The 13,172-nt window shown below is 61.7% G+C and carries 10 protein-coding genes and 1 pseudogene; 9 read left to right on the top strand and 2 right to left on the bottom strand.

The window, feature by feature from the left end; all coding sequences use genetic code 11:
* The 6 genes from CFII68_RS19060 to CFII68_RS19085 all read left to right on the top strand — a co-directional run.
* Positions 1–1,268: benzaldehyde dehydrogenase (locus tag CFII68_RS19060; protein WP_033062525.1), on the top strand; the 1,268-nt coding region annotated here is incomplete at its 5' end.
* Positions 1,269–1,337: 69 nt separating this feature from the next.
* Positions 1,338–2,105 (top strand): coniferyl-alcohol dehydrogenase, encoded by a 768-nt coding sequence (locus CFII68_RS19065; RefSeq protein WP_018604029.1) that lies wholly within the window; start codon positions 1,338–1,340, stop codon positions 2,103–2,105.
* Between the two features lie 89 nt (positions 2,106–2,194).
* Entirely contained in the window at positions 2,195–3,844 is a 1,650-nt protein-coding gene (locus CFII68_RS19070) for a DUF1302 domain-containing protein (RefSeq protein ID WP_018604028.1), read from the top strand.
* Between the two features lie 15 nt (positions 3,845–3,859).
* Positions 3,860–5,221 carry a DUF1329 domain-containing protein gene (locus CFII68_RS19075; protein ID WP_018604027.1) on the top strand — a complete coding sequence of 454 codons (1,362 nt, stop codon included), beginning with the start codon at positions 3,860–3,862 and terminating at the stop codon, positions 5,219–5,221.
* A 69-nt stretch (positions 5,222–5,290) separates the two neighbouring features.
* Positions 5,291–6,394: a YCF48-related protein gene (locus CFII68_RS19080; protein ID WP_033062524.1), complete on the top strand. Its 1,104-nt coding sequence runs from the start codon at positions 5,291–5,293 to the stop codon at positions 6,392–6,394.
* A 52-nt stretch (positions 6,395–6,446) separates the two neighbouring features.
* The gene (locus CFII68_RS19085; protein WP_018604025.1) at positions 6,447–8,867 is read left to right on the top strand and encodes an RND family transporter; all 2,421 of its coding nucleotides are present in this window, start codon (positions 6,447–6,449) and stop codon (positions 8,865–8,867) included.
* Between the two features lie 145 nt (positions 8,868–9,012).
* Here the strand turns inward: CFII68_RS19085 and CFII68_RS19090 are convergent, their stop codons facing one another.
* Complete coding sequence (locus CFII68_RS19090; protein WP_018604024.1) at positions 9,013–9,870, bottom strand: SDR family oxidoreductase; 858 nt, start codon at positions 9,868–9,870, stop codon at positions 9,013–9,015.
* Between the two features lie 188 nt (positions 9,871–10,058).
* Between CFII68_RS19090 and CFII68_RS19095 the strand changes: the two genes are divergently transcribed.
* Positions 10,059–10,463, top strand: coding sequence for a VOC family protein (locus tag CFII68_RS19095; RefSeq protein ID WP_018604023.1), 405 nt, complete (start codon positions 10,059–10,061; stop codon positions 10,461–10,463).
* 161 nt (positions 10,464–10,624) lie between these two features.
* On the opposite strand, the gene CFII68_RS19100 is transcribed toward CFII68_RS19095, so the two are convergent.
* Positions 10,625–11,773, bottom strand: coding sequence for a MalY/PatB family protein (locus tag CFII68_RS19100; RefSeq protein ID WP_018604022.1), 1,149 nt, complete (start codon positions 11,771–11,773; stop codon positions 10,625–10,627).
* A 158-nt stretch (positions 11,774–11,931) separates the two neighbouring features.
* Here CFII68_RS19100 and CFII68_RS27850 point away from each other — a divergent pair.
* Positions 11,932–12,033, top strand: a pseudogene (locus CFII68_RS27850) (alpha/beta hydrolase); the annotation flags it as partial.
* 227 nt (positions 12,034–12,260) lie between these two features.
* A complete protein-coding gene (locus CFII68_RS19105) occupies positions 12,261–13,007 on the top strand; it encodes a YkgJ family cysteine cluster protein (RefSeq protein WP_018604020.1) in 747 nt (248 codons plus the stop codon).
* Positions 13,008–13,172: the final 165 nt, after the last annotated feature.

Here is a 13,172-nt window from a genome sequence, read left to right as displayed (position 1 = left end):
CGCTGGGCCCGCGGCAACGCGCGGCGATCTTCCGCAAGGCCGCTGACGTGGCTGAGCAGTCCTTCGACGAACTGGCGCTGTACGTGGCCCGGGAGACCGGCGCCGCGCTGTTCAAGGGCCAGCATGAAGTGCGCGAAGCCATCGTGCTGTTGCATCAGGCCGCCGGCCTGCTGTCCCAGGCCCATGGGGTGGTCCTGCCCAGCGAGGCGGGGCGCCTGTCCTATGCACGGCGCCAGCCCCATGGCGTGGTCGGGGTGATTTCGCCCTTCAACTTTCCCCTGGTGCTGTCCATGCGCTCCGTTGCGCCAGCTCTGGCGGCGGGCAACGCCGTGGTGCTCAAGCCGGATCCGCAGACCCCGGTGAGCGGTGGTTTCCTCATCGCTCGGTTGTTCGAGGTAGCGGGGCTGCCCAAGGGCTTGTTGCAAGTGTTGCCCGGCGCGGCGGATGCCGGTGAGGCGCTGTGTCGCGACCCTAACGTACGCATGATCGCCTTTACCGGTTCCACCGGCGCCGGTCGCAAGGTCGCTGAAGTGGCCGGGCGCAACTTGAAGAAGGTCGCGCTGGAGTTGGGCGGCAAGAACCCACTGATCATTCTTGAAGACGCCGACCTCGACCTCGCCGCCCGCAACGCGGCCTGGGGCGCCTGGCTGCATCAAGGGCAGATCTGCATGGCCACCGGGTTGATCCTCGCCCATGAATCCATCGCCGAAGAACTGACCCGCAAACTGGTGGAAAAAGCCCAGGCCTTGACCGTAGGCAACGCCGCCCAGGGCGAAGCTGCGTTGGGGCCGCTGATCAATCAGCGCCAGCTGAAACGGGTGCACGACATCGTCAGCGACTCCGTGCGCGCCGGGGCTAGACTGGAGGCAGGTGGCGAGCACGATCGGCTGTTCTATCAGGCCACGGTGCTCAGCGGCGTGAAACCCGGCATGCGGGCCTTCGATGAGGAGGTGTTCGGGCCCGTGGCAACGGTGGTCAGCTTCGCCACCGATGATGAGGCCGTCGAGTTGGCCAACCGCACCGAGTACGGTTTGGCGGCGGCGATCATTTCGCCGTCGGTGGGTCGGGCCATGGCCATCGGTGAGCGGTTGCAGTGCGGCATGTTGCACATCAATGACCAGACCGTCGCCGATGAGTGCATCAACCCGTTCGGCGGGCGCGGCGCCTCGGGCAATGGCGGCAGCGTCGGTGGCCCGGCGGACTGGGACGAATACACGCAATGGCAGTGGGTGACGGTCAAGGATCAGGCGCCGGTCTACCCGTTCTGACCGGCAGGTTTACAGGGCCCGATGAGCTGAGGGCCCTGCGAGTACACAAAAATAATAAGAGGACTCAACATGAAACTCGACAACAAGATTGTGCTGGTGACCGGTGTCTCATCAGGCATTGGTGCTGCCACGGCGAGCCTGCTGCGCGCCCATGGCGCCCAAGTGATTGGCGTGGACCTCAAGGCGCCGCACATGACCCTGGACGGTTTTGTGCAGGGCGATTTGAGCAGCGCCGAAAACATCGAACGGTTGCTGCCGCAGCTACCCGCACGGCTCGACAGCCTGTGCAACATCGCCGGGGTGCCGGGCACCGCCAACCCGCAACTGCTGGCGCGGGTCAACTACCTTGGGTTGCGCCACTTGAGCCGTGCGCTGCTGCCGCGCATCAACGCGGGCGGCAGCATCGTCAATATCGCCTCGATCCTCGGCGCCGAATGGCCGTTGCGCCTGGAACAGCACAAGGCGCTGGCGCGCATCGAAGATTTTGCCGCCGCGCAAGCCTGGCTGGCCGACCACCGGGTGCCGGACCAGACCTGCTACCAGTACTTCAAGGAAGCCTTGATCGTCTGGACCTATCTGCAGGCCCAACCCTGGTTCCTTGAGCATTCGGTGCGCATGAACAGTGTCGCCCCGGGCCCGGTGTTCACGCCCATCCTCGACGACTTCGTGAGCATGCTCGGCGAGGCCCGGACCCAGGCCGATGCCCATCGCATGAAACGTCCCGCTTACGCCGATGAGGTGGCGGCGGTGATCGCTTTCCTGTGTGCCGACGAGTCGCGCTGGATCAACGGCGTCAACCTGCCGGTCGATGGTGGATTGGCCTCCACCTACATCTGAATGCGCAGCCGTAGAACGCGGTGCAAGCCGCTACCTGAGCGTGTTGGCTGCAAAGCCATGCCAAAAAATAACAATAACGAGAAGCGTCCATGGATAACCTCAAAGATTGCTTTGGTTTCAAGCATTGCGCCCTGTTCCTGGCGTTATGCAGCACCGGTGTGATGGTCGAAAGGGTCCAAGCCATGCAAATGGACCTGGGTGACTCCGACTGGAAACTGCGCTGGGACAACACCATCAAGTACAGCCAGGCCTGGCGCCTGCAGGGACAGGACAGCCGCTTGGTCAATGCGCCAACCGCCAACGGCCTGTACCCCTCGATCCAGAGCCAGGGCGACAAGAATTTCAGCCGTGGCCTGGTCTCCAACCGTCTGGACCTGTTTTCCGAAATGGACTTGAGCCGGCAAAACTATGGTCTGCGCGTGAGCGGTGCAGCCTGGTACGACGATATCTACAACCAGGACACCGACAGCAGCGAGCAACCGCATTTCCTCAGCGAAACCCGCAAGCTCCATGGTCGCGACGCGGAAATTCTCGATGCCTTCGTGTTCTTGCGCGGTGACCTCGGTGAAGATTCCCAGGGCGTGGCGCGCCTGGGCCGACACAGCCTGATCTACGGGGAAAGCCTGTTCTACGGTGGCAACGGCATTGCCAATGCCCAGGGCCCGACCGACGTCGTCAAATTGCTCAGCGTGCCGGGGACTCAGTTCAAGGAGATCCTGCGCCCGGTCAATCAGATCTCCGGGCAGTTGCAGATCAACCCGCAGCTGTCGGTGGGCGCTTACTATCAGTTTGAGTGGGAACGTTCCAATCTGCCCGGCGCCGGCAGCTACCTAAGCGACGTCGATGCCATCGGTTACGGCAGTGGCCCACTGCGCGAAGTGTTCGGCAATGACACGGTGAATGGCGGTGATCTTAAACCGCGCAATTCGGGGCAGGGCGGCATGCAGATCCGCTACAAACCCACCGGCACCGAGCTGGAGCTGGGTTTCTACGCGGCCCAGTATCACGATAAAGCGCCGATCGGGTTGTACGCCTACCTGGACGGTCCGGCGTCTGCGGCCACTGGCTTGCCGATCCTGGGTTCCTATCGTCAGGTCTACGCCGAAGACATCAAGACCGCCGGCGTCAGCTTCTCCACCGCCTACGGCCCGTTCAACTTTGCCGGTGAAACGTCGCTGCGCTGGAACGCGCCGCTGGTGAGCAATCTGCAAGTAGTGACCCCCGGCATGGCGGCCGATGGTGGCGACAATGAGTTGTTCGCCAGGGGCAAGACCGCCCACGCCAACCTGTCGGCCATCTACCTGTTATCGCCCACCGCGTTCTGGGACGGCGGCTCGGCCCTGGCTGAACTGGCTTGGAACCGCACCCTGAGTGTGACCAAGAACGCTGCCGCGCTGGACTCCAACACCACCCGCGATGCCACGGCGCTGCGGGTATTGATCGAGCCGGCGTACTTCCAGATTGTCGACGGAATCGACCTGACCGTGCCGATTGGCATGGGGATAGTTCTCGACGGGCGCTCATCGGCGGTCAACAAATCCGGCTTCGGCAACACCCATTCCGGTGACTGGAGTGTCGGGCTCAAAGCCACCTATCTGCAACGCTGGGATGTCGGCCTCAACTACGTGAACTTCTTCGGCGCACCGAAAGCCGGGCTGCGCGAGGACGGCAATTTCAGTTACGGACAGTCGTTGGCCGACCGCGACTTCGTCTCGCTCTACGTGAAAACCTCATTCTAATAAGGTGGATTCGCCATGCAGAACACAACACTCCTGAACACCTGCGTCCTGACCCTGGCCCTTGCCGGCATGGGGCTGGCGCAGGCGGCGGTGTCGCCTGAACAGGCCGCACGCTTGAAAACCGATCTGACCCCCCTGGGTGGCGAGCGTGCCGGCAATGCCGATGGCAGTATCCCGGCTTGGCAGGGCGGTTATACCCAGGTCACGCCCGGCTATAAGCCGGGTGACAAGCGTCCCGATCCATTCGCCGGCGAGAAACCGCTGTATTCGATCAAAGCTTCGAACATGGAGCAGTACGCCAGCGAATTGGCCGAAGGGACCAAGCTGCTGTTGAAGAAATACCCGGACTATCGCCTGGACGTGTACCCGACCCATCGCTCGGCCGCCGCCCCGCAATGGGTGTATGACAACACCAGCAAGAACGCCACCCGCGCCGCGCTGGACGTGGCCAGCGAGAAGGTCTCCAACGCCTACGGCGGCATTCCGTTCCCGATCCCGGAAAACGGCGCCCAAGTGCTGTGGAACTACCGGTTGTCCTGGCAGGGCGGCGACACCATCAGCGCGCCGTTCGATACCTGGCTGATGACCGCCGGTGGCAAGAAAGTCCAGGCGACCCGGGCCCAGTTCTCCTATCAGTTTCCCTACTACTTCGAAGGCGGCAGCCTGGAAAACTATGCGGGCAAGTACCAGGTGGGCAAGCTGTTGACTGAGTTACCGTCATCCAAGGCCGGCGAAGGCCTGATGACCCATTGGGACATGGACCCGGCCAATCGGGCGGCCTGGCAGTATCTGGTCGGCCAGCGCCGGGTTCGCCGGGCACCGAACATTGCCTATGACACGCCGGACTTCGTGACCTCCGGCGTCGGCCTGTTCGACGAAGCGTTCATGCTGTTCGGGCCTACCGATCGCTATGACCTCAAGCTGGTGGGCAAGAAAGAACTGATCGTCGGCTACAACAATAACCGCGCCGCGCTGGCCAAGAGCGACGACCTGGTCAAAGCGAACTTCCTCAATCCTGATCTGGTGCGTTGGGAGAAGCATCGGGTCTGGGTGGTCGAGGCCACGCTCAAATCCGGCAAGCGCCATGTCGTGCCGCGTCGGACCTACTACGTCGATGAAGACTCCTGGCAGATCTTGATGGCCGACGGTTATGACGCTCAGGGCAAGCTCGGCCGGCAGATGTATTCGCTGACGCTGCTGGCGCCGGATATGCCGGCCCTCACCGCACAGGTCATGTGGGGCAGCTACAACCTCGACACCGGGGCCTACTTCCTCAACGCATCGAGCAATGACCTGGCGGTTCAGTACCAGAAGATCGCGAGACCTTCGGCGTCCTATTACACGCCGGATGCCATGGCCAACGAAAACATGCGTTGAACCAGTGGCGGCCGTGGCGAGGAGGCGGTTCGTCGCGGTCGCTTACGATTTTCCGGGCGGAATAACGATATGAACGTTGAAAAATTTTTTGCGCGCCGCAGTCCGCTATGGGGTGTTTGTGTCTTGGTGGGGAGCCTGTTGATGAGCCTGCCCTTGGTTGCACAGGCCACGACATTGGCCGTGCTGCAACAGCCGGCATTGCCGACCGCCAAGGCCCAGCGCTCGGTGTTGCTCGGGCTGGCCCGGGCCGGCGAGCGTCTGGTGGCGGTCGGTGAGCGCGGGATCGTGCTGCTCTCCGATGACGCAGGAGTCACCTGGCGCCAGGCCAAGGTGCCGGTCAGCGTCAGCCTGACGGCGGTGCAATTCGTCGATGCCGAGCAGGGCTGGGCGGTCGGTCATCTGGGCGTGGTGCTGCACACCCAGGACGGCGGGGAAACCTGGCAGAAGCAACTCGACGGTCAGCGTGCCATCGCCTCGGCGGTGCAGTTCGCTGAGCGCGATGTCAATCAACCCGACGGTGCCAGCCACTTGGCGCAGGCACGGCGCATGCTCGATGACGGACCGGATAAGCCGTTTCTCGACCTGTACTTCAGTGACCGCCTGCACGGCTACGTCGTGGGCGCCTACAACCAGATCTTCCGTACCGACGACGGCGGGCGAAGCTGGCAGCCGTGGATGCGGCATGTGGACAATCCGCAGGGCTTGAACCTGTATGGCATCCGCGCCTTGGGCAACGATCTGTGGTTGGTGGGGGAGCGCGGTTTGCTGTTGCGCTCGACCGACGCCGGGCAGTCATTCCAGGCCTTGAAGTCACCTTACGAGGGCAGCTTTTTCGGCCTGCTCGGCACCCGCGACGGGGCCTTGGTGGTCTATGGCTTGCGCGGCAACGCCTGGTGGTCCGGTGACCGTGGCAACACTTGGCGCCGCCTTGATACCGGTATCGAGTCGACACTGGCGAGCGCCGTCGAACTGCGCGACGGCGGCCTGCTGTTGGCCAGCCAGAGTGGTGAACTTTTATTCAGTCATGACCAGGGTCGAAGCTTTGACAAGCGTCAGAGCCGCAGCGGCGGGACGCTCGCTGCCGTGCAACAGGCGGTCGACGGCAGCCTGGCCAGCGTCGGCTTGACCGGCGTGGCCGCTGACCAGGATCCGCGGGCCTCCGGTAAACCTTGAAACTTCACGGTGTAGCGCTATCGAGCCACGGCTCGTGCAACAGGAGTCAAACTTGAAAGACGACAGAACCCAAACCGTGATCGGCCGCCAGGAAGACTTCGACCGGGCGTCAGGCAACTTCGCTGAGCGGGCGATCTTCAACCATCGACCGCTGGTGATCCTGCTGTGCCTGCTAGTGACATTGGTGCTCGGCTGGCAAGCCACGCGCATCGGCATCAACGCCAGTTACGAGAAGACCATTCCCACCGGACATCCCTACGTCGCCAATTTCCTGGAGAATCGCAAAGAGTTGAGCGGCCTGGGCAACTCGCTGCGCATCGCCGTGGAGGTCAAGCAGGGGAGTATTTTCACCAAGGACTACCTCGACACCCTGGCCAAGCTCAACGACGAGCTCTATCTGCTGCCCGGTGTCGACCGCCCCTACATGAAATCGTTATGGACCCCGACCACGCGCTGGACCGCCGTGACCGAGGAGGGGCTCGACGGCGGCACGGTGATCCCCGACGACTACGATGGCTCGACGACCAGCCTCGAGCAGGTACGGACTAACGTGGCCCGCTCCGGGGAAGTCGGACAATTGGTCGCCGGCAACTTCAAGTCCAGCGTGATCTTCGTGCCGTTGCTGGAAATCAATCCGCAGACGGGCAAGGCGCTGGACTATGGCGAGTTTTCCCGGCAACTGGAGGCGCTACGAGACAAGTACCAGACCGATGACCTGCGGATTCATATCACCGGCTTTACCAAGATCGTCGGCGACCTGATCGAGGGCATGACCCAGGTACTGCTGTTCTTCGTGGTGGCGGTGCTGGTGACGGTCTTGGTGCTGTTTGGCTACACCCGTTGCGCACGCAGTACCCTGGTGGTGGTGACCTGCTCACTGGCGGCGGTGCTTTGGCAACTGGGGCTGCTAGCGCTGCTCGGTTATGAGCTGGATCCCTACTCGGCGTTGGTGCCGTTCCTGGTGTTCGCCATTGGCATGAGCCATGGCGCGCAGAAGATGAATGGCATCATGCAGGACATTGGTCGCGGTACCCACCGGGTGGTCGCCGCGCGCTATACCTTCCGCCGCCTGTTCGCCGCCGGCATCACCGCTTTGCTCTGTGACGCGGTGGGCTTTGCCGTGTTGCTGCTGATCAACATTCGGGTGATCCAGGACCTGGCGGTCACTGCCAGCCTCGGTGTGGCGGTGCTGATCTTCACCAACCTGATCCTGCTGCCGATCCTGCTCAGCTATATCGGCGTCAGCCCAGCGGCGGCGCAACGCAGCCTGAGTGCGGAAACCACCGAGCAACAGGCGCAGATCAAGCATCCCCTGTGGCGGGTGCTGGATCTGTTCACCCAACGTCGCTGGGCGATTGGCGCCATGTTGGTTGGCTTGCTGTTGGCCGCGTTTGGTTTTGCCGTGAGCCTGCAGCTGAAAATCGGCGACCTGGACCCCGGCGCTCCAGAGCTGCGTGCCGACTCGCGCTACAACCGCGATGCGTTGTTCATGACCCAGAACTATGCGGCCAGCTCGGATATTTTCGTGGTCATGATCAAGACCCCCGAGGATCAATGCACCCGTTACGCCAGCCTCTCCGCGGTAGACGCGCTGGCCTGGCAACTGGAGCAATTGCCCGGCGTGGAATCGACCACCTCGATGGCGGCGCTGAGCAAGATCGCCACGGCCGGGTATAACGAAGGCAACTTCAAATGGTATGAACTGATCCCCAACGACGGCGCACTGGGTGCCGTGCAAACCCGTGCCCCGCGAGAACTGTTCAATCAGGGCTGTTCGATGCTGTCGCTGTACGTTTACCTGGCCGATCACAAGGCTGACACCTTGAGCCGGGTGGTGGAGGCCAGTGAAAACTTTATCGCTGGGCACCAGATGCCGGAGGTCAAGTTCATGCTCGCGGCCGGCAGCGCGGGGATCGAAGCGGCGACCAATATCGTGGTGAAGAAGTCCATGCGCGAGATGCTGTTCTGGGTCTATGGCGCCGTCAGCCTGCTGTGTCTGGTGACCTTTCGCAGCTGGCGCGCCACCCTGTGCGCGATGCTGCCGCTGATGCTCACCTCGATCCTGTGCGAGGCGCTGATGGTGGGGCTGGGCATGGGGGTGAAAGTCGCGACATTGCCGGTCATCGCACTGGGCGTGGGCATTGGCGTTGATTACGCGCTCTATGTGTTGAGCGTGATCCTGGCGCGAATGCGTGCCGGCGACACTTTGGCCCAGGCGTATTACCAGGCGCTTCTGTTCACCGGCAAAGTGGTGTTGTTGACGGGCATGACATTGGCAGTGGCGGTGTCGACCTGGGCGTTTTCACCGATCAAGTTTCAGGCTGACATGGGAATCTTGTTAGCCTTTATGTTCCTGGTGAACATGCTTGGCGCCTTGATTCTGCTGCCAGCCTTGGCCTGGTTGCTGCTGCCGCAGAAGGTTTTCTTAAAAAAGCCTGAACCGAGTCGGCGGGAGGGGTGGGTGAGGGGCTGAAGGAGGCGGCCATATAGACGACCTTGGCGCGGGTGAACGCGTTTCTTCTGCGGGAGCGAGCCTGCTCGCGATGAGGCCAGCACATTCAACTTCGCAGCCCAGCGGGAGCAAGCTCCGTCGCCACAGGTAAAACACTGCGCTTTGCTTAAAGTATCGGCTTGCCTCCGGTAATCCCGTAGCGAGTCCCGGAGATGTAGCTGGCTTCGTCCGAGGCCAGCAGCACATAGATCGGCGCCACTTCAACCGGTTGGCCGGGGCGACCAAGCGGGGTCTGGGAACCGAAGTTCTGTACTTCCTCTTCTGGCATGGTCGCCACGATCAGCGGCGTCCAGATCGGTCCTGGTGCCACGCTGTTCACACGGATGCCCTTGGGGCCGAGCAGTTGCGCCAGGCCGCCGGTGAAGTTGGCGATGGCACCCTTGGTGGTGGCATACGCCAGCAACGTCGGCTTGGGCATGTCGGAGTTGACCGAACTGGTGTTGATGATCGAGCCCCCCGGCTTCATGTGTGGCACGGCAGCCTGGCAGATCCTGAACATCGCCGTGATGTTGATATCGAACGTACGCACCCATTCTTCGTCGGATATTTTCTCAAGACTTTCATGGGTCATCTGGAACGCGGCATTGTTGACCAGGACGTCGATATGCCCGAAGCGGGCGACGGTTTCATCGACGATTTTGCGGCACTGGTCTTTGCTTGCCAGGTCACCGGGCAGCAACAGGCATTGGCGCCCGGCCTGCTCGACCCAGCGCGCGGTTTCCTTGGCGTCTTCATGCTCGTCCAGATAGGCAATCGCCACGTCCGCGCCTTCACGGGCAAAGGCAATGGCGACGGCGCGACCGATGCCGCTGTCGGCGCCGGTGATCAGGGCGATCTTGTTCGCCAGTCGTCCGGAGCCGGTGTAGCTCTGTTCGCCGCAGTCCGGGTAGGGGTCCATTTTCCGTTGGCTGCCGGGCACTGGTTGGCTTTGTTTCGGGAAAGGCGGGAAAGGGTAGTCGACCATTGTCGTTCTCCAGGCTTGGTTGCGATGGAGGGTGGACTCTGGGGTTTCGGACAGAGTTCGGTCGGATTTTCTTGCCAGTCGATGAGCGTGACAATGGGCGTTTCGTCGGTGAACAAAGGACACCGGCGAACATTGGATGAACCTGTATTCTCCTATGTCAGTACGGGGTTTCGATAAGGAGCGGGACAATGTTCAGCCACATACAGATCGGTGCGCGTGACCTGCCGAAAATGGTCGCTTTTTATGACGCAGTCCTCGGCTGCCTGGGACTGGAGCGTATCGAGGGTGAACACGATTCGGGCCCGCCGGGGGAGGGTTGGCAGCGGCCCGGCAAGCATTGGCCACAGGTTTTCGTCCAGTTGCCTTTCAATGGCCTGCCCGCTACGTGGGGCAATGGCATGCAAGTAAGCTTCGCCGCCGACTCGCCGCAAACCGTCCGCGCCGCCTGGGAGCAGGCGATGGCCATGGGCGGTATCGACGAAGGCCCTCCCGGCCCGAGGCCACAGTATTGCGAAGGCTATTTCGGGGCGTATTGCCGTGATCCTGAGGGGAACAAACTGTGCTTTGTCCATGCGCCGGATATGCATGAGTAACTGTTGTGGCGAGGGGATTTATCCCCGCTGGGCTGCGAAGCAGCCCCAATAAACAGCGCACGAAGTCAACCTGACACAACGAGTGATCTGTTTTTAGGGCCGCTTCGCAGCCCAACGGGGATAAATCCCCTCGCCACAGGGGATTGTTGTCGCCTGTTGGATCAGCCCCTGGCTTTCAGGCTGCGCTCCATCCGCGCGATGCCTTCCTCCAGCAGCGCCCGCGGGCAGCCGAAGTTCAAGCGTACGAACTGACCGGCGTCGTCGCCAAAATCCAGGCCGGCACTCAGCCCGACCTTGGCTTGTTTCAGGAAGAAGGCCTGCGGGTCATCCAGTCCCAGCCCGGAGCAATCCAGCCAGGCCAGGTAAGTGCCCTGGGGCACGGTCATGGTGACGCCCGGCAGGCGCGTGTTCACCGCGTCGACCAGGTAATCACGGTTGGCTTGCAGATACGCCTTCAAGGCCTCTAGCCACGGGCCGGCTTCGCTATAGGCCGCACGGGTCGCTTCAAGGCCCAGGGCATTGACGCTGTCGACCATGCCGGCCCGGGCGCTGTTGACCCGTTCGCGCAGCTTGGCGTTCTGGATAATGGCGAACGAGGTTTTCAACCCGGCGATATTGAAGGCCTTGCTGGCGGACATCAGGGTGATGGTGCGCTCGGCAATTTCCGGGCTGAGGGAGGCGGTTGGAATGTGCACGCGACCGTCGAAGCACAGCTCGGCATGGATTTCGTCGGAGATGATCCAGGCGTCCTGCTCCAGGCAGATATCTGCCACGGCCTTGAGCTCCTGACGGTCAAACACCTTGCCCAACGGGTTGTGAGGATTGCTCAGCAACAGCGCGCCACCGCCCTGTAACGCGTCGCGCAATGCCGCCAATGGCGTGTGGAATTCACCGTTGACCGGGTCGAATGGCAATTCCACTTTGTTCAACCGCCAGTGACTCGGGGCGTTGCGCAGCGGCGGGTAGTTGGGCACCTGCACCACGACGTTCTGCTGGGGTTCCACCAGGGCATGCAGCGCCATGTTGAAACCCGGCTCGACACCCGGCAGGAACACAATCTGCTGGGGCTCGACGCGCCACGCATACTTGTTCCACAGGTCGGCCACGACGGCGGCACGCAGATCGTCCTGGGCCACGCTGTAGCCCAGCATCGGATGTTCCAGGCGCTTGTGCAGCGCGTCGATGATCACGGGCGGGGCGGGGAAGTCCATATCAGCGACCCACATCGGCAACACATCGGCCGGGTAGCGGCTCCATTTGGTACTGCCGGTGCCGTGGCGCTCCAATACCGTGTCGAAATCGAAAGTCATGGGGGCTCCATCAGTCAGTCATGAGATGGCGAACATCATAAAGCAAAGGCCAATGAGAAATGCCGACAACATTGGCATCCTGACCCAGGTGATTCCCTGCACCTCTCGGTTTGTCCGGCAAACCGAGCCTTGCGCATACGCATGTATCTCTGTGTATCTACGAACATCGCCTGATCGATGGTGGCGTCGGCCACAACTTGCCGCAAGAGGCACCGCAGGCGTTCGCCCAGGCGGTGATCGACGCCGATCATCTTCAATGATGCCGCGTTCCCAGTATCTGAAGTGAAGGGTTGCCTGAAACAACGGATTTTCCTCCCAAGGGCTGATACCTGAAATCACCTTGGATCAGGCAAACATACCGGCGGATTCGGCAAGCGGATTGGCATTTCGCTCCACATACTCTCGCGGCCCTGAGGCCCTGCCACAGCTGTATCCGAGTGGCAGGGGCTTTTGTAGGTCATCGAAAACATGTGTGCGAGTGCTTGATATGGAAAACAACGCGATCCGCTTTGCCTGCAACGGCTGCGGGATTTGCTGCAAGGGTCGGCTGATTCCACTGACGCTGGACGAGGCAAGGCAGTGGCTGCAACGCGGACATGAGGTGGCGGTCGTAGTGGAGGCGTTCGATGAGTCGACCTGGCCTTCGGAGCCTCGACAATTTGCCCATAGCGCCCAACGGGCCGTGGAAGTCACCAGTGGCGATGCCCAGATTCGAGTCGTTGCAGTACTGGCGGGCAATGCGCTGACGCAGTGCCGCAATCTCGGCGACGATGGCCGTTGCGGTATTTATGAAGAGCGGCCGTTGGTCTGTCGAATCTACCCAATGGAAATCAATCCGCTCATTGCCTTGCGTCCAGCCGACAAGATCTGTCCTCCCGAAGTCTGGGAGACGGGCGAGGTTTTGTTTACCGACCGTGTCGTCGATCCGGTCCTGGCCGATCAGATCGAACGTTCCCGCCAGGCGGACAGGGACGATGCCCAGGCCAAGATTGCGCTGTGTGAAGCGATGGGCATGAACGTCGCGGCTTGGAAGGGCAACGCGCTGGCGGTGTACTTGCCTGATCGAGTGCAGTTGGCTGAGGCGATCATGCGCTACGACCGCGCCCCCGTGGCACCGACAGGCCTGGATTGGAAAGTGCGGGTCGAAACGCCGGCCCTGGCCCAACGACTGCTGCAAGTGGGTGTCGCGCTGGATGATCAACGGTCAACCGGCTACATCTTCCAGAATCTTTAGCACCCAGCCAAACCATCACTTTGTGCCCACCCAACTCCTGAAACACATTGTCATTTCTGGCCCGAGGTGACTGATGCGAGCTACGGATCGTTAAATCGAGTAGAAATTGCCTCAATCAGGCAAGCGACTCGAACCGCCGACCCAGCATACTGCGTCCATATTGAT

The organism is Pseudomonas sp. CFII68 (assembly GCF_000416195.1).
GTDB lineage: Bacteria > Pseudomonadota > Gammaproteobacteria > Pseudomonadales > Pseudomonadaceae > Aquipseudomonas > Aquipseudomonas kilonensis.
The sequence above is the reverse complement of the archived record's forward strand: the minus strand, read 5'-3'. Positions and strand labels throughout refer to the sequence as shown.

What these genes read in the sequence shown, in the direction of transcription:
- CFII68_RS19080 (WP_033062524.1), top strand. Translation starts at nt 5,291, where the DNA reads ATGAACGTTGAAAAATTTTTTGCGCGCCGCAGTCCGCTATGGGGTGTT.
- CFII68_RS19090 (WP_018604024.1), bottom strand. Translation starts at nt 9,870, where the DNA reads ATGGTCGACTACCCTTTCCCGCCTTTCCCGAAACAAAGCCAACCAGTG.
- CFII68_RS19070 (WP_018604028.1), top strand. Translation starts at nt 2,195, where the DNA reads ATGGATAACCTCAAAGATTGCTTTGGTTTCAAGCATTGCGCCCTGTTC.
- CFII68_RS19105 (WP_018604020.1), top strand. Translation starts at nt 12,261, where the DNA reads ATGGAAAACAACGCGATCCGCTTTGCCTGCAACGGCTGCGGGATTTGC.
- CFII68_RS19100 (WP_018604022.1), bottom strand. Translation starts at nt 11,773, where the DNA reads ATGACTTTCGATTTCGACACGGTATTGGAGCGCCACGGCACCGGCAGT.
- CFII68_RS19095 (WP_018604023.1), top strand. Translation starts at nt 10,059, where the DNA reads ATGTTCAGCCACATACAGATCGGTGCGCGTGACCTGCCGAAAATGGTC.
- CFII68_RS19065 (WP_018604029.1), top strand. Translation starts at nt 1,338, where the DNA reads ATGAAACTCGACAACAAGATTGTGCTGGTGACCGGTGTCTCATCAGGC.
- CFII68_RS19075 (WP_018604027.1), top strand. Translation starts at nt 3,860, where the DNA reads ATGCAGAACACAACACTCCTGAACACCTGCGTCCTGACCCTGGCCCTT.